The sequence below is a fragment of the Herbaspirillum autotrophicum genome (assembly GCF_001189915.1).
GTDB lineage: Bacteria > Pseudomonadota > Gammaproteobacteria > Burkholderiales > Burkholderiaceae_D > Herbaspirillum > Herbaspirillum autotrophicum.
Genome location: NZ_LFLS01000003.1, coordinates 170,751 through 195,622, shown reverse-complemented (window position 1 = coordinate 195,622; position 24,872 = coordinate 170,751). Strand labels below are relative to the sequence as shown.

The following is a 24,872-nucleotide window of genomic DNA, read 5'->3' as shown; positions in this document are numbered from 1 at the left end:
GCGCCGATGATTGCTGTGGTGCGCGCCGTTTGCCGGCCATTTCTGCAAGACCGGCTGTTGCATGTCCTGCTGCTGCTGGCCGTGGTGCTGACGTTGTGGCATCCGGACGCGGTGCGCGACTATCCGCAGTGGGTGAACTGGACCACCATCATGACCCTGGCCGGGTTGATGCTGCTGACCAAAGGCATTGAAGTCAGCGGTTATCTCGATCATGCTGGCCGGCGCATCCTCGGCCGCCTGCGCCATGAGCGGCCGTTGGCGCTGTTTCTGGTGAGTGCCGCCGCCGTGCTGTCGACCGTACTGACCAACGATATTGCCTTGTTCATCGCGGTGCCGCTGACGCTCGGTTTGCGCAATGTGGCGGCGCTGCCGGTCAGCCGCCTGATCATCTTCGAAGCGCTGGCGGTCAATGCCGGGTCATTGCTGACGCCGATTGGCAATCCCCAGAATATCTTGTTATGGCAACAATCGCATTTGTCGTTCGCCGCCTTTACCCTGCAAATGGCGCCGCTGGCGGCGGCGGTGTTCGGCGTATTGCTGGTGTTGACCTTGCTGGCGTTTCCCAACGAGGAAATTGAAGTACGCCTGAATGCCGAGACCGGGCATTGGGATACGCGGCAAATGACGGTATGTGCGGTACTGTATCCCGGCTTTGTGCTGGCGCTCGAATTCGGCCACGCCGGTCCCGGTCTGGTCGCCGTGATCGCGGTGCTGCTGTTGCTGTACCGGCGCTTGCTGGTGACGGTCGACTGGAGCCTGATTGCCGTTTTCATCCTGATGTTCATCGACATCCGGCTGCTGACGGGCCTGTCGTTGTTGAGGCCGGCGCTGGATGCGATTGCCGGTTATTCGGACGTGCAGATTTTGTGGGCCGGCTTGCTGGGATCGCAAGTGATCAGCAATGTCCCGGCCACCATCCTGCTGCTCAAGTATCTGCCGGCCAGCAAAGTGATTGCCTATGCCGTCAATGCCGGCGGTTTCGGTCTGGTGCTCGGCTCGCTGGCCAATCTGATTGCCTTGCGCATGGCGAACGAGCGCAAGATATGGCTGCAATTTCATTATTATTCGATGCCGATGCTGATCATTGGCGGTGTATTGGCCTGGCTGCTGCTGGATTTGTGACGCCGGTGCCGGGTGCGGCATGCTAGAGTGGTCACCGGCTGCGCGCACGTGCAGCGCCATGAGAGATATCACACCTGTCAATGAGAAAAGCCATGAAGAAAACCACCCTGATGCTGTCTCTGATCGCCGCCATGGCGGTCAGCAATACCAGTTTTTCCCAGACCGATAACGGTTTGTTGCAAGCCGCGCAAAAGAAGAAGGCTGATCTGGTCAATGACCTCGGTCGTCTGGTCAATATCGATTCCGGCACTGATGATGCCAAGGGGTTGGGGCAGGTAGAAGCGGTACTGGCGCAGCGCCTGAAAGAATTGGGCGCTCAGGTCGAGATCGTGGCCGCACCGCCGGCAGCCGGAAAAATGGTGATCGGCACCGTGGCAGGCAGCGGCAGCAAGAACATCATGCTGATGATTCACTACGATACCGTGTTCGGTATCGGCGAAGCGGCCCGGCGCCCGTTCAAGGTCAGCGGCAACAAGGCTTATGGTCCGGGCGTGGCCGATGCCAAGGGCGGGGCACTGATCATCCTGTACGCGCTGGACCTGATCCGCGAACGCGGCTTCAGGGAATTCAAGACGCTGACGGTATTGTTCAATCCGGATGAAGAAAAGAGTTCACTCGGTTCACGCGACATGATTCGCAAGCTGTCGGCCGATCAGGATTACGTGCTGGTGTTTGAGCCGCCGGAAGCAGACCGGGTCACGGTCGGCACCAATGGCATCGCCTATGTTTACCTGAGTGTGAAGGGGCTGGCCTCGCATGCCGGATCAGCGCCGGAAGCCGGCCGCAATGCAGCGGTGGAACTGTCGAATCAAATCATGCAATTGAAGGATCTGGGCAGCCCGGCCAAGGGCACGACCGTCAACTGGACCGTGATTCAGGCCGGTGACCGGGTCAATATCATTCCCGAGAAAGCCAGCGCCACGGCCGATATGCGGATGTCCGACCTGAGTGAAATCGAACGCGTGCAGCAAGATGCCAATCGCATCGTGCTGAAGAAATTCATTCCGGAAACCGAAGTCAGCGTCAAGGTGGAAAACCGCCGGCCGCCATTCAGCAAGAATGCCGCCAGCGATGAACTGGCAGCGACTGCCGACCGTATCTATCAGGAACTGGGCAAGAACATTCAGCCGGTGGTGATGCGTTACGGTACCGATGCCGGTTTTGCCTACAACCCGAACACCGGCAAGCCGGTGGTGCTGGATGGCATGGGCATCGTCGGAGACCGGATTCACTCGGCCGATGAATGGGCTGATCTGGACAGCGTGGTGCCACGGCTGTATCTGACGGTGCGCATGATTGAAAGCATGAGCAAGGCGGGCAGCAAGTAATTCAAGTAATTGCCCGCTGTCGGCGCACATGCGCGGCGAAAGAATCCGGCTGTGACAGCCGGATTTTTTTCGCCTGCACGCGGCGGGAGCGGCTTACAACACCGGACTGAACAGTCGCGCCACGTGCATCGCCACCCGCCGCAGATAGCTTTGCTTGAGGTAATCGCCGGTATCGATTTCCAGCGACTGCGCGAAATCGGCCAGCAGCATGGCTTCCACTTCGCTGGCGAAAACCGGATCGAGATTGAGTGCCGCCACTTCAAAATTCAGGCGCAGGGAACGATTGTCCAGATTCATGCTGCCGACGCCGGCAGTGTCATCGTCAATCAAGATCACTTTTTGATGCGTGAACCCGGGTTGATAACGGAACACCCGGATGCCGGACCGCACCGTTTCATAGGCGTTGAGCGTTGACGCCAGAAAGACGGTGCGATGGTCGGGCCGCGACGGGATCAGGATGCGCACATCGACACCGCGAAATACCGCCAGCCGCAGTGCCGATATCACCGCCGAATCCGGCACCAGATAAGGCGACGTCAGCCACAGACGGCGGCGGGCGGAATTGATCAGTTGCACGAAGTACAGCGAGCAGGTTTCCTGTTCATCGGCCGGTCCGGTCGCGGCCACCAGTGAGGTCGCCTGACCGTCGGCAGCGGGCGGTGCGCGCAGCGCGATCTGGTCGCCGGTAATCCAGTGCCAGTTTTCATCGAAGGCCAGTTGCAGCTCGTTGACGGCCGGTCCCTGCAATTCCATATGGGTATCGCGCCACGGCGCCAGCGGTGGTTTCTTGCCGAGATATTCTTCGCCGACATTGAGGCCGCCGACAAAACCACGGACGCCGTCGATCACGACGATCTTGCGATGGTTGCGAAAGTTGAGTTGAAAACGATTGCGCCAGCGCCGGGTCTTGAACGGATGCACCTGCACGCCGCCGGCGCGCAAGGCTTCGCCGTAGCTGGCCGGCAGATCGTGACAGCCGACACCGTCGTACAACAGATAAACCCGCACTCCGGCCGCAGCGCGTTCCAGCAGTGCCGCTTGCAACTGACGTCCGAGCGGATCATCGCGAATGATGAAAAACTGGATCAATACATACTGTTCGGCCGCGGCAATGGCGGCGAACATGGCTTCAAAGGCGGCGCTGCCGTTGACCAGCAAGCGCAGCCGGTGGCCGCCCAGAAACGGCACGCCGAGCATGGCGCTGATGGCGGAAAAACGTTCGGCGCCCGCATGCGGCGGATAGTGCAGCGCCAACTGACGGCTGGCCGGATCGTCCAGCGTGCGCCGGCGGGCCAGCCGCGAATGATGCAATTCGGCGTAGCCGGTGAAATGTTTGCTGCCCAGGAACAGATAGGGCAACAGTGTGACATAAGGCAGCAGTACCAGCCCGAACACCCAGGCCACCGCACCTTGCGGCGTGCGGGTATGCATCAGGGCGTGGGCGGCGGCAACAATACCGCCCAGATGCAACAGAATGACCGCGACAGAAATCAGGCTTAACGTGACAGACAGGTGTTGCAGCATGCTTGGGCTCCGGATTGCGAGGATCTTGATGCATGACATCTTAATGCATTGCGCGCAGCAGGCAACGGCCGTGGTTCAGTCGCTGCTCAGGGTAATCTGGCTGTAGCCCATGCCGACTGCCTTGTGGACCTTGATCTGCACCGCAATTCTTTCCTGCATGGCGGCGACGTGACTGATGACGCCGATCATCTTGCCGCTGGCATTGAGTTTGTCGAGCGCATCGAGTGCAATTTCCAGTGTTTCGCCATCGAGCGTGCCGAAGCCTTCATCGAGAAACAGCGATTCAATCGAGGTCTTGTGACTGACCAGATCGGACAGCGCCAATGCCAGCGCCAGGCTGACCAGAAAGCTTTCGCCGCCGGACAGGGTTTTGGTATCGCGGCCGATATCGCCTTGCCAGGTGTCGACGATGCCGAGTTCCAGTTCGACATTGCTCTTGCGGATCAACTGATAGCGCCCGTGCAGTTGTTCCAGGTGGCGATTCGCCAGATGCACCAGATGATCGAGCGTCAGGCCTTGCGCAAACTTGCGGTACTTGGCGCCATCGGCGGAACCGACCAGACCATTCAGATGTTGCCACAGCGTGTATTGCTCCTGCTGTTTTGCGATCTCGGCAAACAGTGCCGACTGTCGTTGCCGTTGCTGGTCATCGTTTTGCAGCAGGCCCGCAATCTCGCCCTGGCGCTGAGTAAGCTGGCTGATATCGGCGCTCAGCAATTCCAGCCGCGTGCTCAGCGTGGCGCCATCATCAGTGGTCAGTGCCTGGGTGTGCAATTGGTCGAGCTGTTGCGTGACCGTTTGCAATACCGCTTGCGTGGCGCTGGCCTGACTGTCTAATGACTGCTTGAGTGCGTGCAGATGCTGACGCTCTTCGTCGCTCAGCAGTGCCGCCAGAAAAGCCGCTTCATCCCCGAACGGGCTGGCATCCAGCACCGTTTGCCAATGGTGTCCGGCATCTTGCGATTGTGTCTGTTCGGATTCCCATTGCGTTTGCAAAGCGGTGCAGGTGCCGCTCAGCAGACTGAGTTGTTGCTGGGCTGCGTCGTGGGCGTGGATGCAGGCCGCCAGTGTGTCCGCGAGATCTGTTGCAGCGGGCAGGTCGATTGCCGGCGGCGCTATGTCAGTGAGCGCATTCCAGCGTTGTTCCCACAATTGTTGTTGTACCAGTGCCGCTTCGGCTTGTGGCTGTTGGCGTGAAATGGTCTGTGCCAGTGTTTGCAGTTGCGCCTGCGCCTGCTGCCAGCGTTGCCATTCCTGATCGCGCTCTTGCAGCCAGGCGGCGGCATCGGCCGGCATGCTCAGGCCCAGACTTTGCAGCGCAGCCGCGATCTCTTGCTGGCGCTGATTATGTTGATGCCGGCTGTGGACAATGCGCTCGTTCAACTCCTGCTGACGTTGCTTGTGATTTTCCAGCTGTTGCGTCAGCAAGGCACCCGCCTGGGCATCGGCGTTGAGTGCCTGTCCGGCATCTTGCACGGCTTTGCCGGTTTGCTGTACGGCGCGCTTGGCCAGATCGATCTGTTCCAGCCGCAGTTGTGCCGCGCGCATCTGTTCCTGTTGCAACTGGCGCAGTGTCTCAATGATCTGTGCCGGCGCGGCCGTCTGTTCCTGTGCCACGCCCAGCCTGGCGGCCAATGCCTGCCATTCCTGTTGCGCCCGTTCCAGCTCGCCATGCGATTGTTGCAATTGGCTTGCCAGCGTCTCGTTCTGGGTGATCAGTGCGGTATGTTCGCGGTCTTGTGCCTTGCCTTTTTCTTCCAGAGCATCCAGTTCGGTTTGCAAGGCATTCATTGCCTGACGGGTTGCCGACACATCGAGTGCCTGGTATGCGGCAATCGCCGGATGTTCGGTAGCGCCACACAGCGGGCAGGGCGCACCAGCCTGTAGCTGGTTGCGGTGGGCTTCCAGTGCCTGAATCCGCTGTTCCTGTTCCAGCAATTTCTGTTTGTCTGCGAGTTGTTGTCGCAGCGTCTTGAATTGCACGCGCAGCGCATCAAGCAGGGTTTTCTTTTGCTGCTGCAACTGCCGCTTTTCAGCCAATGCGGTCTGAGTATGTTGATACTGCTCCTGCAATTGGTGACGCCGACGCTGTATCTGTTCCAGTTGCGCGATATCGGCTTCCCGTCGCGACAAGTTTTGCCAGTCGTCACGCCAGGTTGCTTCGTCCTTGCCATCGAGGAGCGTTGCCAGTTGCCGCGCCGTCTCCGCATCCTGCTCGCGGCAAAGTTGCAACTGTGTCGCCAGCGCTTGCGTTGCGGTTTGCCGGCGTTCAATGCCGGCTTGTATGGTCTGGATCTCGCTTGCCGCCTGGTCGAGCGCTTTTTGCAGTTGCGCGGTGTCGTGCGCGGCTTGATCCAGCGCGGCAAATTGCTCTTTCCATTGGCCGAGGTGTTGCCCTAGCATGTCGCGCTGCGGCTGGCTGGCGAGTTCGTTGTGTAATTGCTGGTGCGCGGCATTGCTGTGTGCCAGTGCCGCCTGTTGCTGCTGCGCCAGTTGCGTGGCGTAATGGCGCGCGCGCCAGCGTTCCTGGTGCAGTGCCTGCGCGGTGGCGTCATGTGTCTGCCGGTTCTTGTCCCGTTCCAGTGTCGTGTGTTGCAGCCGTTGGGCCGCATGCTGGCGACTCTGATAGGCCGGGGCGATCTTTTGTGCCGGTTCTGCCGCAGCCAGTTGCAACAATTGTGCTTGCGCCTGCACGGTCGCCGCTTGCCATTCCTGGCGGCGTTGTTGCGCATCGCCTTGCAGTTGTTCGGCCTTACTGATGTCGTTGCGCCAGTTGAGCTGTACCTGCAATTGCTTTTGCTGTTGCACCAGCTTGCCGCTGTTGCTGCCCAGTTGCGCGACTTCCTGTTGCAGTTGAGTCCGTTTTTCCGGCGTCAGCAATTCGGCGCCGGCAGCACGCGCTTCCAGTTGATCCAGCGCGTTGCGCAATTCTTTGGTACGCGCATAGACCCGTTGCGAAATGTTGCCGTAGATATCGGTGCCGGTCAGTTCTTCCAGCAACTCGGCACGGGTGCCGGCATCGGCATTGAGAAAGGCGGCAAAGCCACCTTGCGCCAGCAACATCGATTTGGTGAAACGACCGAAATCGAGTCCGCTCAGTTTTTCGGTGATGCGCAGTTTTTCATTGATCTTGTCGGTCAGGATCGTGCCATCGGCCGCCGCCAGTTCTACTTTGGGTGCCTGTAATGCGCCATCGGCCTTGTCGCGCGAACGGCGCTGACTCCAGAAGGCCCGGTAGCCCTGACCCTTGATTTCAAATTCGACTTCGGCCAGGCAGTCGGCGGTATGCCGCGTCATCAGTTCATTGCTGCCGGCCGATACCGTCGCCATGCGTGGCGTCTGGTGGTACAGCGCCAGACAGATGGCATCCAGCAGCGTGGTTTTGCCGGCGCCGGTGGCGCCGGTGATGGCGAACAAACCGTTGCCCTTGAATGGCGCTTCCCGGAAATCGATCTTCCATTCACCCTTGAGCGAATTCAGGTTCTTCAGGCGCAGCGAGAGAATTTTCATGCCTGCTCCGTGCGCAGTTCGTCGATCACCTGATCATGCAATTGCATCAGTTGCTGCTGCAATTGCGGTTCCAGCGCTTCGCTTTGCAGGCGTTGCGAGAATACTTCCTGCGGTTGCAATTCATCGAGGGTGAGCTTGCTTTGCTGCTGCATGACGCTGGCGGCATTGCCGCGCGCGCGCCGGATGCGCAGGATGTCGACCGGCAAGTCCGCCGCCATTGCCAAAACCTTGCCTTGCATGTCGCTCAGATAGTCGTCGATGGCGACCGTGATGTCGAGCCACACCGTTTGTTCTGCACTGCCGGATTGCGCGGCGTCGCGGATCTGTACCTGCAGTTCTGCCAGCGTGCCGCTCAATGATTGCAGGTGCCGGAAGCGCGGCACTTCCAGTGGCAGCACGCGCTGCAAGCCTTGCGGCGTGAATTCGGCCAGCAATACTTCCTTGGTTTGGCGCGCTTCATCAAAACTGAGCGGCAATGGCGAACCGCTGTAACGGATGTGTTCCAGGCCGCCGACCTTTTGCGGCCGGTGGATGTGCCCCAGCGCAATGTAGTCGGCCGGTGGAAAGGCGCTGGTGGGAAAGGCTTCCAGTGCGCCGACATAAATTTCCCGCACCGAATCGCTGGCGCTGGCGCCGACCGTAGTCAGATGACCGGTAGCGATGACCGGCAGCGGCAGACCCAGCGCTTCGCGTTTGGCCAGCGCCATTGCATACAGCTGGCGATAGTGATCATGAATTGCCGTTTGCAGTGACAACTGTTTGTCATTGGCGCTTTGACCGGCCTGACTTTGCAAGACATCGCGCGCACGAATGAAGGGGATCGCGCACAACACGGCGCCCGGGGTGCCATCGCGGCGCGGCAATACCAGTACTTGCTGTTCGGGGTCGGCCGCGACGCCGGGGATCACCTGGGTATGCAGTTGTGCCAGCAGCGTCCGGCTTTCACTCAGCGTCGCCACCGAATCGTGATTGCCGCCCAATACCACCAGCCGGGTGCCGGTCCGGTGCAAGGCAACGATGAACTCGTTGTACTGCTCGCGTGCATAGCTGGGCGGGGTACCGGTATCGAAGATGTCGCCGGCGATGATGATGGCGTCGATCTGATGCGCATCGGCCTGCGTCACCAGCCAGTCGCAAAACTGACGATGCTCCGCTTGCCGGGTCTGGCCCATGAAGTGCTGGCCGAGATGCCAGTCAGAGGTATGCAGGATTTTCATTGCTGATGGTAGTGAGGTAGAGGCGACAGCAATGGTGCTGGCATCGCGCGCTATTGTACGGCCGTCATGGATAAGGCGCTATAGATATGAACGAGAAAATATACGCGGTTTTTTTGATGCAGGGTGCATTTATGTGGGTAATCCATGCACACGCGCGACTTCAGGACGGGGATATAAATCGCATCACAAATCGCACATTATTCGATGTTGCCGGTAATCGTTGCTGATTACGATGGAGTCGTAAATTCGAGCACGGAAATGTATCGGCCATTCCATGAATTTACGTTTGCCGGCCGGCTTATTTTGAATGGAGAAAGAGTAATGAAATTGTTAGAGAAAAATGCATTGGAACAAGTGTCGGGTGGTTTTTTGTTTGGTTTGTTTTGGCAAAAATTGCAGGGCAAGCTGGATAAGATATTCCCGCCGGTAATGCCGTCGCCGCCAGCCATGCCAGCACCGCTGCCCAGGCCGCCGGTGGTTACGCCGCCGGTAGTTGATCCGGGTACGAACGGCGCCAGCTGGGGGTAAGTACACGCGGCCAGAGGCTGTCTGCGCCGCAGTCGTGATCAGTGGTTCTCAGAAGGAGAAATGAAGTGGACGTGAATATCAACGCATGCTTTGGCGGATTGCTCATGTTGGGCCTGCTGAACACGACGCATGTGCAGGCAGCATGCAAGCAGCTTGCCGGCTTTGAAACCAAAGTGATTGAAATGGGAATGGGAGCGGTGATCGTCCGGCGCGATACGCCGGTCGGTGGTGTCATCGTGACCCGGACCTTTCCGATTCCGGTGCGACCGAACAGCGACAATGGCGGCGAGCGCTTTGCCACTTGCCGGGGCGGCGGTCAGATGATCGGGGCAATCTTGCAAGGGTTGCCGGTGACCGGTATTTCGAGCGTTGATACTCCGGTGTATTCAACCGATGTGGCCGGCATCGGTATCCGTTTGTCGCGTACCGTGGGTGCCGGTAGTCAGTTCAGGACGGTGTATTACCCGCACAGTCTTGCGGTCAATACAGGCACTTCCGGTGCGGGAGATTTTTACTTTGCACCGGTCAACGGGTTTCAGGTCGATTTGGTAAAAACTGCGGCAAACACTGGCAGTGGCGCATTGTCATCGGGACTTTATACAAGCTATTACGCCGATGGTGACGGTATGGGAAAGCCGGTGATGGTGACCCGGCTCGCAGGAAATGCCACAACGATCGTCAGCGCAACCTGCTCGGTGGGCTCCAGTGACAAGAACCAGGTTGTCAATCTGCTGCCGATCGGGCAGCACAAATTTACGCATCCGGGTTTTACCGGTGGGGAACGCGCTTTCTTTATCAGCATCTATTGCAATCAGAGCATTCCCGGCCAGGAGCGCCGGGTGGGATTGCGCTGGGACGGGCTTTATCAGCACCGCGACAAATTGCCGGGTGTGCTGGCGCCCGTCACGAATACCCGTGCGCGCGGCGTGGCGATACAACTGTTATCAGGCAGTGCGCCCGTGCGCTTCGACGACGCCGTGCAATGGCTGCCGGGTCAATCGAGTGTGGGTGGTTTTACCGTTCCCATTGTCGCCCGCTATTATCAAACCGCGCAAGTGGTGAGCGCCGGGTCGATCCAGGCCGTGGCGCGTTTTTCGCTTACTTACCAATAGCTTCCCGGGCATCGTGCTTTTTTCTGTGTCGGGCGCTCGCTGCTGCCTCTGGCGGAATGGGGTGATTGCGCCGGGATTGACGTTGGCGCGTAGCGTCAGCGGTGATGTGCATCATTCATGCCACATATGCTGTCGGCAGCGGTATCGGGGATAATAGCGAAAACGAAGCATGTCGCCGCTCATGGCGCGTGCTTTTCACTTTCGTCGTCCATGCGGACGTACCCAGCCTGAAAGCAGAGGTAAACGGTGCCAGTCACTATCAAGAATGAAAAACAGATCGCCCAGATGCGCGTGGCCGGCCGCCTGGCTGCCGAAGTGCTGGAAATGATCGCCGAATATGTGGTGCCGGGCGTGTCCACGGAAGAACTCGACCGCCGTTGCCATGACTATATTCGCAAGGTACAAAAGGCGACACCGGCCAATGTCGGCTATCACGGTTTCCCCAAAACCTTGTGCACCTCGATCAACAGCGTGGTGTGCCACGGCATTCCGAGCAGCAAGGAAATTCTCAAGGAGGGCGACATCGTCAATATCGATGTCACCGTGATCAAGGACGGCTGGCATGGCGATACCAGCCGCATGTATTTTGCCGGTACGCCGTCGGCCAAGGCCAGTCATTTGGTGCAGACCACGCTCGACGCCATGCTGGCCGGGATTGCCGTGGTGCGGCCGGGGGCTCGTCTGGGCGATGTCGGACACGCGATCCAGACGCTGGCCGAAGCCGCCGGTTATTCGGTGGTGCGCGAATACTGCGGCCATGGCATCGGCAAGATTTATCACGAAGAACCGCAAGTCTTGCATTATGGCCGGCCTGGCACCGGCTTGTTGCTCAAGCAGGGCATGACCTTCACCATCGAGCCGATGATCAATGCCGGCGCCAGAGGCGTGGAAGAGCTGGGAGACGGCTGGACCGTGGTGACGCGCGACCGTTCGTTGTCGGCGCAATGGGAACACATGATTGCGGTGACGGAAAACGGTTCTGAAATTTTGACGCCCTGGCCGCAAAAGTAAGCCGTTCTCCTCCATCCTCGTTGCCGGCGCGTCAGGAAAAATTCCTGCCAGCAATCGAATTTTCTGGATTACCATGACGGCTCTGATATTCGCCGAGAGCTTGATATGGAGTGGCTAGCCCCGACCCTGCGTCGTTATCCCGAGATCGCGATTTTTCTTTCTCTGGGTATCGGTTACTGGATCGGCGAACGGAAATTCTTCGGTTTCAGCCTCGGTGTGGTACCGGCGACTCTGCTGGCCGGCATTCTGATCGGTCAGTTCGAGATTGCGGTATCCGCCGATCTCAAGCAAATCTTTTTCCTGATGTTCATCTTTGCGGTCGGCTATGGACTGGGGCCCCAGTTCATCCGCGGACTGGCGCGCGAAGGCTTGCCGCAGGCGGCGTTTGCGGTGACGGCCAGCGTGGTGTCGCTGGCGGTGACGCTGGTCATCGCCAAACTGGCGCAGTACGACGCCGGTTCTGCTGCCGGCTTCTTTTCCGGGACCCAAACCAATTCCATGTCGATTGGTCTGGCGACCGATGCCATCGGCCGTCTGCTGTTGTCCGATGATGCCAAACGCGATCTGATCGATGCCATTCCGGTCACTTATGCAGTGACCTATCTGTTCGGCACGCTCGGTACCGGACTGATTCTGTCGCGCCTCGGGCCGTGGTTGTTGCGTATCGACCTGGCACAGGCTTGCCGTGAATATGAAGCGCAGATGAATCTGCTGGCGGGCAACACCGGTGCCGGCTGGACGCAATTGGAGCGGCGTGCGTACCGAGTCGGGGCAAGCAGCCGGGTGGCCGGCCTGACGGTGCTGGAAGCGGAAATGCTGGCGCCCGAAGATCGCATTTTCGTTTCGCGCATCAGACGTGGCGCTGACATCTTCGAAGCGCAAATCGATACCCGTTTGCAGGTTGGTGATGTGGTTGCCGTCAGCGCGCCGCGTCAGAGCCTGATCAATCTGCTGGGAGCGCCGGCGCAGGAAGTGGACGATCCGGAATTGCTGATTGTCGAGACCGGCACGCTGGAAGTGTATGTGTCCGGGCGCGAGGTGATCGGCAAGACCCTTGATGAATTGGCATGCCGGATGGAGGCGCGCGGCGTGTTCGTGGCCAGAATCGTGCGTGGCGCCGCCACCACCGAAATCCCGGTGTTGCGCAATACGCGTCTGGAACGCGGCGACATCGTCACCCTCAACGGCCGGCAACGCGATATTTTTGCGGCGGCCAGGATACTGGGGCAAATCGAATCGCCGACGCGCGTGGTCGACATGGCGTTTGTCGGCGCGGCGATTGCGGTGGGGGCGCTGGCCGGTGCGGTGGTCATCAATATCGGCCATGTGCCGTTGTCATTGTCGAGCGCCGGCGGCACGCTGCTGGCCGGCATCCTGTTGAGCTGGGTACGCTCGGTGCGCCCGCTGTTCGGTCGCATACCCGAGAACACGGTATGGTTCATGAATGCCATCGGCCTCAATATCTTCATCGCCACGGTGGGCATTTCGGCCGGACCACGTTTCGTCGCGGGCCTCGAACAACTGGGCTTTTCACTGTTCTTCTGGGGTGTGGCGGCGACCGGATTGCCGCTGATCGCCAGCATGTTGATCGGCAAATATCTGTTCCGCATCCATCCGGCGCTGGTATTGGGGTGTTGCGCCGGCGCCCGCACTTCCACCGCTTCGCTCGGCATGGTGTGCGAAGTGGCGCAAAGCAAGATTCCCGGTCTTGGGTATACCGTCACGTATGCGGTCAGCAATACCCTGTGCGCGATCTGGGGAATTGTTGTTGTTCTAGCTATTGCCTGATTGGCAACCGTCTCTCGGACGGGTATTTGGTTCCCCGAAATTCGGTAAGTTTTGCGACTAAATATTTCTTGCTCTTGTCCCAGATCAATACCATGATGCCTGCGACAGCACAGAATCGAATCTCACATTTTTTCTGCCCCGCTGCGCCGAGTCGGCTACCCCTAATCTCATGCGGCGGTCATGAACAGCACGCCATCCGTGTGCGCTGAAGTGCCGGGACTATCAATCACCCGGATTTTCAATTTAATTCTGAATGGACCAACATGACACTGGAAAAAATATCTCCGCGCAGCATTGATCATTTTTTTTCAACGCCTTCATTGCGCGCCGATCAATGGATGACGATTCTGGCGGCCACCCGCAAGCTCAGCGCCACGCCTGATCATGTCGCCACCCGCGAAAAACTGTTGGAGATATTTGCCGGCATGGCACCGATTGAGGCGTTTTATGCCTACCCCGGCGTGCATTTGCTCAAGACCCTCAATGAAAAACTGGCCGCCGACGACATTCAGGGCTTCAGCATTCTGGCGCAGCGTATTTCGACCGCCATCATTTCCCGCAACTACAAGCGCAATACCACCGAGTGGGAAACCAGCGATGATGCCAAGGATCAGCATGCTGATCGCTTGCCGCCGACCGTCGGTCAGAATGGCCATGCGCCGCCGTATTTCGAAGTACTGGTCGTCACGCCGTTTCCGGAATCGCGCTGGGAATATACTGCCACGCAAGTGCGCCGGGTCCGTCGTCCGGAAGATGAGTTCATTTATGAACCGGTGCTGGTGGGCAGTTTCGAAGATGCGATCTGCGCTGCCATCATGAATCCGGATATTGCTGCCGTCACCTTGTATGAAGGTTTCGGCATGCGTTCGCGGCAGGAAGCGCCGCTGCTGCGCGCCATGCTGGAGGCGTTCAATATCGATACCGATGGTCCCGAAGATGAAATTGCTTTGCGCCTGGCCAATATCTTGAAATGGATCCGGCCGGAACTGGACATCTATTTGCTGACCGATCGCTGGGTAGAAAAGATTGCCGGCGACCCGCGTGCCGATGTCGTGCGACGGATTTTCTATCAGGTGGAAGAACCGCTGGAAATTCACTTGTCGGTACTCGAAGGCATCCGTGCCCGTTACGAAACACCATTCTTTGATAACCTCAAGCGCTATGCGCAACGGCCTATCGGCACTTTCCATGCGCTGCCGATTGCACGCGGCAAGGCCGTGTTCAAGTCGGACTGGATTCGCGACATGGGCGAGTTCTACGGCATCAATCTGTTCCTCGCCGAAAGCTCGGCCACCACCGGCGGTCTCGACAGCCTGCTGGAACCGACCGGCAACATCAAGCGCGCACAGGAACTGGCAGCGCGGGCGTTTGGCGCCGACAAGGTATTCTTCGTCACCAACGGCACCTCGACCAGCAACAAGATGGTGATCCAGGCTTTGCTGACGCCGGGCGATATCGTCATCGTCGACCGTAACTGCCACAAGTCGCATCACTACGGTTTCGTCTTGGCCGGCGCCCAGCCGTATTACGTCGAAGCGTATCCGATGACGCAATACTCGATGTATGGCGCGGTGCCGCTGCGCACCATCAAGAAGGCGCTGCTCGATCTGAAAGCGGCCGGTCGTCTGGACCGGGTCAAGATGCTGGATCTGACCAACTGCACCTTCGACGGTCACTTCTACAATACACGGCGGGTGATGGAAGAGTGTCTGGCAATCAAGCCGGATCTGATCTTCCTGTGGGATGAGGCATGGTTCGGTTTTGCGCACTGGTCGCCATTCATGCGGCCGCGTACCGCGATGGGCGGCGCCAAGACGCTGGAAGCCGAATTCCGCGATCCGGCGTTCCTCGAACGTTACGAAGCACAGCAAAAACTGCTGGGTGAAAAACCGGACGTCAATACCTTGCTCGATACCCGTCTGGTTCCCGATCCGCGCAAGGTGCGCCTGCGCGTGTACCAAACCAACTCGACGCACAAGTCGATGTCGGCCTTGCGTCAAGGCTCGATGATTCTGGTCAAGGACGTCGATTATCACACCGTGGATGAGCAATTCCATGAAGCCGTATTCACCCATGCCTCGACCAGCCCGAATCAGCAGTTGATCGCCAGCCTCGACGTGGCGCGCCGGCAGATGGAGCTGGAAGGCTACGGACTGGTCATGAATGCAATTGAAATCGCGTTGGCGATCCGGCGTCAGGTCAAAGAGCATCCGATCATTTCCAGGTACTTCGAAATCCTGGGTGTCGACGGCATGATCCCGGCCGAGTACCGCGAGTCCGGTTACAGCGACTATTTCGCACCGGATACCAGTTGGTGCGATCAGGCTGAAAGTGTGCGCCACGACGAATTCTGCCTCGATCCGACACGCATGACGCTGGTGTGCGGTCGTGCCGGCTTTGACGGTACCCAGTTCAAGGGCTTGCTGGCGGCGAAATACGATATCCAGCTCAACAAGACGTCACGCAACAGTGTGCTGTTCCAGTCCAACATCAACAATACCCGCAGCGATGTGGCCTTGTTGCTGCGCGTGCTGCTGGAAATTTCACATGAGATCGATACCCGTCTGCAAAACGGCAGCGATGCCGAACGGGCGGCGTTCGATGCGCGTGTGTATTCGCTGATGGACGATGTGCCGGATTTGCCGAACTTCAGCCATTTCGATGAACGCTTCCGTCAGCAATCGGGCAAGGGCACGATTGAAGGGGATATCCGCAGTGCGTTTTACGATGCCTATCGTGCCGCCGATTGCGAACACATCCCGATTGGCAGCGCGGATATCGACCAGCGTCTCAAAGACGGACCGCCGCTGGTGTCGGCCAATTTCGTGATTCCTTATCCACCGGGTTTCCCGATCATGGTGCCGGGCCAGGTGATTACCCAGGGCATCGTCGACTTCATGCGCAAACTCGATGTCAAGGAAATCCACGGCTATAACCACGCCGAAGGTCTGAAGCTGCTCTCAGCCAAAAAATAAACGGGACGCGTGAGACGGTTTCTGCTTGCAGATGCCGCCATCGCCGGCCTCGTTGATGTCCGCAGTAGTCGGGTACAGCGGGGGCGGCGATGCCATGCGCCACATATCACTATTTCGGGAAAGTGAACCAATCATGGCAGCAGCCTTTCAATTTTTACATGACAACCCTTACATCCTGCTGTTCTTGACCGTCGGTCTGGCAGTCGGCATCGGCCGGCTGACCGTCGCCGGCTATGGTCTGGGCATGGTGGCGGCCGCCATCGTGGTCGGCACCGCACTGGCAGTGTGGTCATCGATGTATGGCGTCAAACTCAATCTCAACGACTTCACCAAGAGTCTGTTCTATTACCTGTTCATGTATGGCGTCGGGCTGCGGGTCGGGCCGTCGTTTCTCAACAGTCTCAGCCGCGAGGGTTTGCGGTACGCGCTGCTGGGTGTCATCAGTTGCTTCGCCGGTCTGGGCATCATCGTGCTCGGTGCGCGCTTGCTGGATTTGCCGCTCGGCGCCGCCGGCGGCATTCTGGCCGGTTCGCAAACCATGTCGGCTGCCATCGGTTCGGCTGAGCAAGCAGTCTCCGCGCACGCGGTAACGCTGCCACCGGGCACCACGGCCGAGCAAGTGTCGGCCATGATTGCCTTGTCCTACGGCATTACCTATGTCTGGGGTACGGTCGGTATCGTGCTGATCACCAAGTATCTGCCGAAGTGGTGGGGCCTCAATGCCAAGGCCATCGCGCGCAAATACGAAGATGAGCATGGCGTGGCCAGTGCCGATGTGCCGAGCCTGAGCGGCTGGCGCAGCGGCGTCAGCTTGCGTGCCTATCGGCTGGAAAACACAGCGGTGGCCGGGCTGACGATTGGCAAGTTCCTGGCCGACAATCCGGAGTATCAGATCGGCAATGTGGTGCGCGATGGCAAGTCAATCGGCTGCGACGATAATCTGGTGATGCAACTGGGCGACGTCATTGCGCTCGGTGGCAACAAAGAACACATCACGCAAAAGATGGGATTGATCGGACCGGAAGTGGCGGATCGCGATGCACTCGATATTCCGCTCGATCAGGCAGATATCGTGGTGATGGAAAAGTCGGTGGTCGGCAAGACACTGGCCGAACTGCGCACCAATCCGGCTGCCAATCACTTGCATCTGGTGCGGTTGGAACGCGGCGGGGTGCCGATTCCGGTGGCCCACGATACCCGGCTGCAACGGATGGACATTCTCGGCGTGGTCGGCCTGAAGGCCGCGGTCACCTATGGCGGCAATCTGATCGGACGCATCGTGCGACCCAGCACGTCGACCGACTTGCTGACGCTGTCGGCCGGTATGATCCTCGGCTTGCTGATCGGCATGATCCAGTTCCCGGCTTTCGGCGCTTCGGTCGGCCTCGGCAATGCCGGCGGCTTGCTGGTGTCCGGCGTGATCGTGTCATCGGTGTCGTCACGCTTGCGCTTTTTCGGCAATACGCCGAGCGCGGCGCGCAATGTGCTGGAAGATATCGGACTGGTGGTGTTCGTGGCGATTGTCGGTATCAATGCCGGCTCTTCGTTGCTGGAACAATTGACCGGCGCGATTGCGATGAAGATTTTCGCCGTCGGCTTTGTCGCCAGTACCGTGCCACCGTTCATTGTGTGGGCAATCGGCTACCATTGGTTCAAGATCAATCCGGCCATTCTGATGGGCGCCGTCGCCGGTGCGCGCAGTCACTCCGGGCCTTGCCGCGAAGCAGCGGTGGAAATCCAGAGTAATGTGCCGTGGATCGGTTTCCCGGTCGGCTATGCCGTTTCGGGTGTGCTCTTGACTGTCTTCGGATATTTTGCGATGGTGTTGGCATAAATTACGCACAGCGGTGAATCAGGCGGCGGTTGCGTGATTGGCGCAACCGCCGCTTTTGTTTGCGCCGGCACTTTTCTTGTTGCAGCCGCAGCGCCTGATTCCGTCGCTGGTCCCGTCATCCGATTTTCCGTCACTGAAAGCGTCAAATGAAAATACCGCAAACCTTGCCGCTGTGGTCCATCGCTGCACCGGTCATCGGCTGGTTGTTGCTGGCAGGCGTGGCGGCCGGCTTGGGCGGCGCTTATGAGCTGATCCTGGTGCCGGCGCTGATGGCCAGCGTGCTGGCCGCGGTGTATCACGCCGAGGTGGTGGCGCACCGGGTCGGCGAACCGTTCGGCACGCTGGTGCTGGCGCTGGCGGTAACGCTGATCGAAGTGGCGCTGATCGTATCGCTGATGCTGAGCGGCGGTGAATCGACCGCCGGCCTGGCGCGCGACACGGTGTTCGCCGCCATCATGATCATTCTCAACGGCATCGTCGGCATCTGCCTGTTGCTCGGCGCCGGTCGTCACCGCGAACAAACCTTCGGGCTGCTCGGGGTCAGCGCTTCGCTGGCGACGCTGGCGGCAATCGCGGTGCTGACGCTGGTATTCCCAAATTTCACGTCGAGCTTGCCCGGTCCTTCTTACAGCAGCAGCCAGCTGATTTTCATCGCGGTCATTTCACTGGTGCTGTACGGCACCTTCGTGCTGATGCAAACCGTGCGCCATCGCGATTATTTTTTACCTGAAGTGGCGCTGGCCGACGAAGATGTCCATGCGCCGCCACCAAGCAACAAACTGGCATGGTCGAGCGGTGTGCTGCTGGTGATCTGTCTCGGCGCAGTGGTATTGCTGGCCAAGTCGCTGGCACCGACGCTGGAATCGGCCGTCGAAGCGATGGGCGCGCCGAAGACGCTGGTGGGCATCATCATCGCCGCCGTGGTGCTGTTGCCGGAAGGCTTGGCAGCAGTGCGCGCAGCCCGCGCCAATCGTTTGCAGACCAGCATGAACCTGGCGCTCGGCTCGGCACTGGCCAGTATCGGTTTGACCATTCCGGTCGTCGCGGTGGTTTCGCTGGCCACTGGCTGGACGCTGTCGCTCGGCCTCGACATGAAATCGACCGTGTTGCTGCTGCTGTCATTTCTGGTTGCCACGCTGTCGCTCGGCACCGGCCGTACCACGGTGATGCAGGGGACGATCCATCTGGTTATTTTTGCGGTGTATTTGTTTACCACGATCGTGCCGTGAGCTAGTGCTGTATTCCGCAGCTTCAGCATGTTGACACTGCTGTGGTAGCCGTTACCATGTCCGGCAGATGATGATCCGGTTGGCATCGACGATCAAAGAATTGAAATTTTTTAAATGGAGCCTGTATGAAATCAACAATTATTTTAGCGACGGATGGATCGGAATTTGCAGACGCGGCAGCACGCTTTATTGCTGAAGGAACGCTGCTTGGTTCTGATCCGATTGTGCATTTAGTCACGGTCGCTACTGACGTTCCCTTGAGAATGCGTGGGTACTTTGACAAAGATACGATCGATACGTGGCTGCGAGATACCAATGTCGCCAACCTGGTGTCGGCATGCAAGATTCTTGACGATGCCGGAATCCCTTATGAAAAACACCTGTTGCACGGAGATGCCGCGGAAGTCATCGTCGAGTTGGCAGAAACCGTTGGCGCGTCAGCCGTTGTCATGGGACGGCATGGACGGGGCTCATTTCTCGATGCCATCGTCGGATCAGTCGCAGGCAAGGTGTTAGCGCGTGCTGAATGTCCTGTGATCCTGATTAAAACTGATGCGCCGACTGGCAAGGAATCTCCTGCGAAAAATTGGAAAGAATGACAAGAGTGGCTTTATTCATCTGACCAACGACAACGCCAGGAGCCGGCGGATAGTCACGCGATACTTTGCCGGGTGATATAGCGCAACTGCATTTCGCTCTGGCGTGTATGGCGAACACCCGGAGCTGCAGATATCCGGGCGTACCGTTGGTGTTGATGAACTCTTCACGCATGTTGCCTGGCGCAGCGATGTCAGCTAAGATCCCGTCATGGAATCCGGAATGCAGAATTCAATCGACCAAAATACCCTCTACATCGAGAAGGTGTATGACCGCCTGCTCGAAGCTATCACCAGCGGTGACCTGAAACCCGGTGAACGGGTGCGGCAATCGGCGCTGGCGGATCGCCTCGGGGTATCGCGCCAGCCGATCAGTCATGCCTTGCAACTGTTGCGGCATCAGGGGCTGGTGCGCGATGCGGGCAAGCAAGGGGTGGAAGTCTCGCCGGTCAATCCCGACTACATCGTTCATCTTTACCGCGCGCGCGTGTCGCTGGAAGCCAGTGCGGCTGCCATGGCGGCGCAGCGGGTCAAGGATGGTCTGGCGCCGAAAGAAGACATCGATGCGCTGAAGGAAACGATTGAACTGGGTGTCAGCGCGATGCGGCATAACGCGCCGTTGGCGGTGCTGGTCAAGGCAGATTTCCGGTTTCACATGGCGATTTACCGGCTCAGCGGCAATCCCGCAATCGAGCAAATCATGGCCGGGCAATGGCCGCATCTGATGCGTTCCATGATGGCCGTGCTCAATGATCCCGGCGTCCCGGTGCGGGCCTGGGAAGAACATCAGATCATCGCGACGCACATTTTTACCGGCGTGGTGGATGAGGCATTTCAGGCTGCCACCCGCCACATCGAACGCGCTGGCCGCGACCTCAGCAAGCGCCTGAGCGCGGCCTGATCCGGTTGCCTCAACTGTGCTGAGGGCAGGGCAGCATTGCCTTGCCGGCTTTCATTTCCATCCTTCAGATTCAGGGCCGGACCGGCTGACATCTGTTGCGATTTTCATGTTGATTGGCGTCGCTGTTGCCAATTCAGTCGATGTCATATTGATAATTTCGCCTCCCTGAAATTGCTTAATAGCAATAAATCCAGCCCTTCGTCTGTCTTGCTGCACGTGGATTTCGGCATCCGTTGGCAGCAGACCTGACCGCATTCCGCATCATCCCATCCCCGCAGTTAACCACTCGCAGCCCGCGTGGCCGGGCATTCCGGCTGTGCACGGTCGTTATTCAGGCATTTTCGCACGCACAAATTTGTCGTTGACCTGTTGCAAAGGGACGTCTATTATTCGAACACTGAATTCGGAATTCCAAATTCAGGATTCAAAATAAGAACAATATTACTTCGACCCCATTGCGTCCACAGGAGACAGTATGAAACTCAACGCAGAACAACTCGCCCGCTTCGACGAACTTGGTTATGTCTTTCTTCCCGATTGTTTTTCCGAGGCAGAAATCACCGCATTGCGCAATGCATCGGCAGCGGTACTGGAAATGCAACGGCCGGATATCTGGCGTGAAAAAGATGGCACCCCGCGCACGGCTTTTGCCTGTCAGCAATACAACGAAGCCTGCAAATTGCTGGCCTCGGACGAACGTCTGGTAGCGCCGGTTGCGCAGTTGTTCAACGAAGAGGTGTATATCCATCAATTCAAGATCAACGCCAAAGCAGCCTTTACCGGCGAAGTCTGGCAATGGCATCAGGATTTTCCGACCTGGCACAAGGATGATGGCATGCCGGAACCGCGCGCCATGAACATTGCGGTGTTCCTGGACGAAGTGATGCCGATCAATGGTCCGCTGATGGTGGTGCCGCGCAGTCACAAGGCCGGTGCGCTGGAATCCTCGCACGATACCGAAACCACCTCCTATCCGTTGTGGACGCTGGACAAAAAGACCGTCACCGAGATGGTGGACCGCAACGGTATCGTCACCCCGACCGGCAAGGCTGGCGGCGTCTTGATGTTCCACGCCAACATGGTGCACGGTTCGGCCGGCAACATTACGCCATATCCACGGCGCATCGTTTATCTGACGCTGTCGGCCGTATCGAATGCGATCACCAAACCGACCCGGCCTGATTTCATTGCGCATCAGGACTTCACGCCGCTGCGCGCGACCAGCGCCAATATTCTCAAAGAGTACGCCGAACGTGCTGCTGCGGCGCCTGCCAAATCTGCCCTGGCAGCCTGAGTCGCAGCAACATTCCAACGGGGCCTGTGACATGTGATGAAGCATGTCCGCTCGCCCCGATACCCCGTACATCATTGAGGAAATCATGTCTGAACGCATGCAAGGAAAAGTCGTCATTGTCATCGGCGCCGGCTCATCCGGGCCGGGCTGGGGCAATGGCAAAGCTGCTGCGGTGCTGTATGCCCGCGAAGGAGCAAGAATATTCGCGGTCGATTTCCGGCTCGAAGCCGCCGAGGAAACTGCTGCCATCATCCGCAGTGAAGGCGGTGAATGCACCGCGTTCCGCGCCGATGTCGCCAGCAGCGAAGAAATTCGCGCAATGGCTGCAGCTTGCGTGGCTGCCTATGGCCAGATCGATGTGTTGCACAACAATGTCGGCATTGTCGAAACTGGTGGCCCGGTCGAGACGTCGGAAGAAAGCTGGGACCGCGTCATTGCAGTCAATCAGACCAGCATTTTTCTGACCTGCAAACACGTACTGCCCTACATGGCAGAACGTAAGGCGGGCGCCATCGTCAACATCGGTTCGATTGCCGGCCTGCGCTGGATCGGCTTTCCCTATCTGGCATACAGCGCCGCCAAGGCAGCATTGATCAGCATGACCGCCAACATCGCAGTGGAGTATGCGGCACAAGGTATCCGAGCCAATTGCGTGTTGCCGGGTTTGATGAATACGCCGCTGATTCGTGCACCGCTGACCAAGACCTATGGCGGCAATGTCGATTCAATGATTGCCCAGCGCGACAAGATTTCTCCCACCGGCAAGATGGGAGATGCCTGGGATACCGCTTACGCCGCCTTGTTTCTGGCATCCGACGAAGCCCGCTATGTGAACGGCACCAGCATCATCGTCGATGGCGGCCTGACGGCGCGTTGCGCGTAATACGAGCGCTGACCGAATTATCACGCTGCACCCAATAAAAATCATGGAGACAAACATGCAACTCACTCGCCGTACCGTTTTGAAAGCCGCCGCCTCGGCGGTCGGCATCGCCGCCGTCGGCACCACCGGCGTGCGCGCCCAGACTGCCGTGTTCAACTACAAGGTGGCCACCAATGTGCCGGTGACGCATCCGATATACATCCGCCTCAGCGAAGCGGCCGAAAAAACCAAGGCGGAAACCGGTGGCAAGGTCGACATCAAGGTATTCCCGAATGGCCAGTTGGGTTCGGATACCGATTTGCTCAGCCAGGTACGCTCCGGCAGCGTCGAATTCCTGACCTTGCCCGGCGTGATCCTGGCCAATCTGGTGCCGATGGCTTCCCTCAACAGCGTCGGCTTTGCCTTTCACGATTACCCCTCGGTATGGAAAGCAATGGATGGCAATCTTGGTAAATACATTCGCGCCCACATCGAGAAAACCAATCTGCATGTATTCGACAAGGTATGGGATAACGGCTTCCGTCACATTACGTCGAACAAGCCGATCAACACCCCGGCCGAACTGACGAACATGAAAATCCGGGTGCCGGTCAGCCCCTTGCTGTTGTCATTGTTCAAATCGCTGAAGGCGGCGCCGACGCCGATCAATTTCAATGAGTTGTACAGCGCCTTGCAGACCCGCATCGTGGACGGCCAGGAAAATCCCTTCCCGATCATCACCACCGCCAAACTGTATGAAGTACAAAAATACTGTGCAATGACCAGTCATGCCTGGGATGGTTACTGGCTGCTGGCCAACAAACGTTCGTTCGCTGCATTGCCGGTGCCGCTGCAAGATATCGTCACCAAAAATTTCAATGCGGCAGGTGTCAATCAGCGTGCCGACAGCGAAAAAATGGCCGCCGATCTGCAACAGGAACTGGCCGCCAAAGGGTTGATCTTTTCCAAACCGGCCACCGCGCAATTCCGTCAGGCACTGCAACAAAGCGGCTTCTATAAGGAATGGAAAACCAAGTTTGGCGATGAAGCCTGGGCGCAACTGGAGGCAGCGGTCGGCAAGCTGGTTTGAGCGTGCTGGTAATCAATCCCGTTTGCTGAAACGAAAAGCCCCGCTGATGATGAGCGGGGCTTTTTTCTTTCGCCGAGATGGCGGCGATCCGGGCTCAGACGAAGCGGGTGGTAACGCCGCCGAGATGTTGTATCTGCAATGAAATGCTGTCACCGGCTTGCACCGGGATGGCTTCAGTGATGCCGCCGGACAAGATGATCGAGCCCGCCGGAATTTCTTCACCGCAGGCTGCCAGATGATTGGCCAGCATCGCCACGGCCGTCGCCGGATGACCAACCACTGCGGCGCCGGCGCCGACCATTTCGATCCGGCCATTCTTTTCCAGCACCACGCCCAATGCCGCCAGATCGAGATTGGTCACCGGTGTGGCTTTGCCACCGACGATGAAGCGCGTGGCGGAGGTGTTGTCGGCCACTACGCTGACCAGATCGAACTTGAAATCGCGATAGCGCGAATCGATTACTTCAATCGCCGGCATCACGAAATCGGTGGCTGCCAGCACCGTCGCAATATTGCAGCCCGGTCCACGGATCGCTGCCTTGGTGAAGAACGCGATTTCCGGTTCGACCTTGGGATGGATCAACGTTGCCATCGGTATCTCGCTGGCATCCTGTATCACGCAGGTATCGGTCATGAAGCCGAAGATCGGCGTTTCGACCCCCATTTGCTTCATCTTGGCGTACGAAGTCAGGCCGACTTTCAGGCCGACGATTTGCTCGCCTCGCGCCAGCTTGCGTTGTTTGATCTGGTTCTGGATGGCATAGGCATCCTCCATGCCGATATCGGGATAGCGATCAGTAATCTTTACGACTTCCCGTCGTTCCAGTTGTGCCGATTCGAGATATTCAGCCAGTTCGGCGATTTGTGCTGCGGTCAATTTCATGGGGTTTCCTTGGTGTGCGCGCGGCGTGATACGCCGCCGCAATATGCTTGCTCAATCCTGTCGATGCC

18 protein-coding genes are annotated in these 24,872 nt (G+C 58.4%); 14 read left to right on the top strand and 4 right to left on the bottom strand.

Annotated elements, in window-relative coordinates:
- Positions 1-6: 6 nt before the first annotated feature.
- Both AKL27_RS03540 and AKL27_RS03535 read left to right on the top strand, forming a co-directional pair.
- A complete protein-coding gene (locus AKL27_RS03540; RefSeq protein ID WP_050461393.1) occupies positions 7-1,122 on the top strand; it encodes an SLC13 family permease in 1,116 nt (371 codons plus the stop codon).
- A 92-nt stretch (positions 1,123-1,214) separates the two neighbouring features.
- On the top strand, positions 1,215-2,450 hold the full coding sequence (locus tag AKL27_RS03535; RefSeq protein ID WP_050461392.1) for a glutamate carboxypeptidase: 1,236 nt from the start codon (positions 1,215-1,217) through the stop codon (positions 2,448-2,450).
- A gap of 93 nt (positions 2,451-2,543) precedes the next feature.
- Here AKL27_RS03535 and cls read toward each other — a convergent pair whose 3' ends face one another.
- The 3 genes from cls to sbcD form a co-directional block, all read right to left on the bottom strand.
- The gene (gene cls / locus AKL27_RS03530) at positions 2,544-3,974 is read right to left on the bottom strand and encodes a cardiolipin synthase (protein ID WP_050461390.1); all 1,431 of its coding nucleotides are present in this window, start codon (positions 3,972-3,974) and stop codon (positions 2,544-2,546) included.
- Between the two features lie 75 nt (positions 3,975-4,049).
- Positions 4,050-7,484 carry an AAA family ATPase gene (locus tag AKL27_RS03525; RefSeq protein WP_050461389.1) on the bottom strand — a complete coding sequence of 1,145 codons (3,435 nt, stop codon included), beginning with the start codon at positions 7,482-7,484 and terminating at the stop codon, positions 4,050-4,052.
- Positions 7,481-8,701, bottom strand: a complete 1,221-nt coding sequence (gene sbcD / locus AKL27_RS03520) for an exonuclease subunit SbcD (RefSeq protein WP_050461388.1) — start codon at positions 8,699-8,701, stop codon at positions 7,481-7,483. The genes AKL27_RS03525 and sbcD overlap by 4 nt, the downstream gene beginning before the upstream one ends.
- A 204-nt stretch (positions 8,702-8,905) precedes the next feature.
- Between sbcD and AKL27_RS27540 the strand changes: the two genes are divergently transcribed.
- From AKL27_RS27540 to AKL27_RS03460, 12 genes are all read left to right on the top strand, one after another.
- Positions 8,906-9,229, top strand: coding sequence for a hypothetical protein (locus AKL27_RS27540; RefSeq protein ID WP_157056777.1), 324 nt, complete (start codon positions 8,906-8,908; stop codon positions 9,227-9,229).
- A gap of 104 nt (positions 9,230-9,333) precedes the next feature.
- A complete protein-coding gene (locus AKL27_RS03510) occupies positions 9,334-10,341 on the top strand; it encodes a fimbrial protein (RefSeq protein WP_157056776.1) in 1,008 nt (335 codons plus the stop codon).
- A 246-nt stretch (positions 10,342-10,587) separates the two neighbouring features.
- Positions 10,588-11,352 carry a type I methionyl aminopeptidase gene (gene map / locus AKL27_RS03505; protein WP_050461384.1) on the top strand — a complete coding sequence of 255 codons (765 nt, stop codon included), beginning with the start codon at positions 10,588-10,590 and terminating at the stop codon, positions 11,350-11,352.
- A gap of 105 nt (positions 11,353-11,457) precedes the next feature.
- A complete protein-coding gene (aspT, locus tag AKL27_RS03500) occupies positions 11,458-13,140 on the top strand; it encodes an aspartate-alanine antiporter (protein ID WP_050461382.1) in 1,683 nt (560 codons plus the stop codon).
- 263 nt (positions 13,141-13,403) lie between these two features.
- Positions 13,404-16,115, top strand: coding sequence for an aminotransferase class I/II-fold pyridoxal phosphate-dependent enzyme (locus tag AKL27_RS03495; protein ID WP_050461381.1), 2,712 nt, complete (start codon positions 13,404-13,406; stop codon positions 16,113-16,115).
- A 133-nt stretch (positions 16,116-16,248) separates the two neighbouring features.
- Positions 16,249-17,949: an aspartate:alanine exchanger family transporter gene (locus tag AKL27_RS03490; RefSeq protein ID WP_050461379.1), complete on the top strand. Its 1,701-nt coding sequence runs from the start codon at positions 16,249-16,251 to the stop codon at positions 17,947-17,949.
- A gap of 146 nt (positions 17,950-18,095) precedes the next feature.
- Positions 18,096-19,178: a calcium:proton antiporter gene (locus AKL27_RS03485; protein ID WP_050461377.1), complete on the top strand. Its 1,083-nt coding sequence runs from the start codon at positions 18,096-18,098 to the stop codon at positions 19,176-19,178.
- 125 nt (positions 19,179-19,303) lie between these two features.
- Entirely contained in the window at positions 19,304-19,777 is a 474-nt protein-coding gene (locus AKL27_RS03480) for a universal stress protein (protein WP_050461375.1), read from the top strand.
- 220 nt (positions 19,778-19,997) lie between these two features.
- Positions 19,998-20,675 (top strand): GntR family transcriptional regulator, encoded by a 678-nt coding sequence (locus tag AKL27_RS03475; RefSeq protein WP_050461372.1) that lies wholly within the window; start codon positions 19,998-20,000, stop codon positions 20,673-20,675.
- 475 nt (positions 20,676-21,150) lie between these two features.
- Positions 21,151-21,969, top strand: coding sequence for a phytanoyl-CoA dioxygenase family protein (locus AKL27_RS03470; protein ID WP_050461370.1), 819 nt, complete (start codon positions 21,151-21,153; stop codon positions 21,967-21,969).
- Positions 21,970-22,054: 85 nt separating this feature from the next.
- Complete coding sequence (locus tag AKL27_RS03465) at positions 22,055-22,852, top strand: SDR family NAD(P)-dependent oxidoreductase (RefSeq protein WP_050461368.1); 798 nt, start codon at positions 22,055-22,057, stop codon at positions 22,850-22,852.
- Positions 22,853-22,907: 55 nt separating this feature from the next.
- The gene (locus AKL27_RS03460) at positions 22,908-23,921 is read left to right on the top strand and encodes a TRAP transporter substrate-binding protein (protein ID WP_050461367.1); all 1,014 of its coding nucleotides are present in this window, start codon (positions 22,908-22,910) and stop codon (positions 23,919-23,921) included.
- 94 nt (positions 23,922-24,015) lie between these two features.
- Here AKL27_RS03460 and dmpH read toward each other — a convergent pair whose 3' ends face one another.
- A complete protein-coding gene (dmpH, locus tag AKL27_RS03455) occupies positions 24,016-24,804 on the bottom strand; it encodes a 2-oxo-3-hexenedioate decarboxylase (RefSeq protein WP_050461366.1) in 789 nt (262 codons plus the stop codon).
- Between the last annotated feature and the right edge of the window lie 68 nt (positions 24,805-24,872).

What these genes read in the sequence shown, in the direction of transcription:
- AKL27_RS03495 (WP_050461381.1), top strand. Translation starts at nt 13,404, where the DNA reads ATGACACTGGAAAAAATATCTCCGCGCAGCATTGATCATTTTTTTTCA.
- AKL27_RS03470 (WP_050461370.1), top strand. Translation starts at nt 21,151, where the DNA reads ATGAAACTCAACGCAGAACAACTCGCCCGCTTCGACGAACTTGGTTAT.
- AKL27_RS03510 (WP_157056776.1), top strand. Translation starts at nt 9,334, where the DNA reads ATGTTGGGCCTGCTGAACACGACGCATGTGCAGGCAGCATGCAAGCAG.
- aspT (WP_050461382.1), top strand. Translation starts at nt 11,458, where the DNA reads ATGGAGTGGCTAGCCCCGACCCTGCGTCGTTATCCCGAGATCGCGATT.
- dmpH (WP_050461366.1), bottom strand. Translation starts at nt 24,804, where the DNA reads ATGAAATTGACCGCAGCACAAATCGCCGAACTGGCTGAATATCTCGAA.
- AKL27_RS03485 (WP_050461377.1), top strand. Translation starts at nt 18,096, where the DNA reads ATGAAAATACCGCAAACCTTGCCGCTGTGGTCCATCGCTGCACCGGTC.
- AKL27_RS03480 (WP_050461375.1), top strand. Translation starts at nt 19,304, where the DNA reads ATGAAATCAACAATTATTTTAGCGACGGATGGATCGGAATTTGCAGAC.
- cls (WP_050461390.1), bottom strand. Translation starts at nt 3,974, where the DNA reads ATGCTGCAACACCTGTCTGTCACGTTAAGCCTGATTTCTGTCGCGGTC.
- AKL27_RS03465 (WP_050461368.1), top strand. Translation starts at nt 22,055, where the DNA reads ATGTCTGAACGCATGCAAGGAAAAGTCGTCATTGTCATCGGCGCCGGC.
- AKL27_RS27540 (WP_157056777.1), top strand. Translation starts at nt 8,906, where the DNA reads ATGTTGCCGGTAATCGTTGCTGATTACGATGGAGTCGTAAATTCGAGC.
- AKL27_RS03460 (WP_050461367.1), top strand. Translation starts at nt 22,908, where the DNA reads ATGCAACTCACTCGCCGTACCGTTTTGAAAGCCGCCGCCTCGGCGGTC.
- AKL27_RS03535 (WP_050461392.1), top strand. Translation starts at nt 1,215, where the DNA reads ATGAAGAAAACCACCCTGATGCTGTCTCTGATCGCCGCCATGGCGGTC.
- AKL27_RS03490 (WP_050461379.1), top strand. Translation starts at nt 16,249, where the DNA reads ATGGCAGCAGCCTTTCAATTTTTACATGACAACCCTTACATCCTGCTG.
- AKL27_RS03475 (WP_050461372.1), top strand. Translation starts at nt 19,998, where the DNA reads ATGCAGAATTCAATCGACCAAAATACCCTCTACATCGAGAAGGTGTAT.
- sbcD (WP_050461388.1), bottom strand. Translation starts at nt 8,701, where the DNA reads ATGAAAATCCTGCATACCTCTGACTGGCATCTCGGCCAGCACTTCATG.
- AKL27_RS03540 (WP_050461393.1), top strand. Translation starts at nt 7, where the DNA reads ATGATTGCTGTGGTGCGCGCCGTTTGCCGGCCATTTCTGCAAGACCGG.
- AKL27_RS03525 (WP_050461389.1), bottom strand. Translation starts at nt 7,484, where the DNA reads ATGAAAATTCTCTCGCTGCGCCTGAAGAACCTGAATTCGCTCAAGGGT.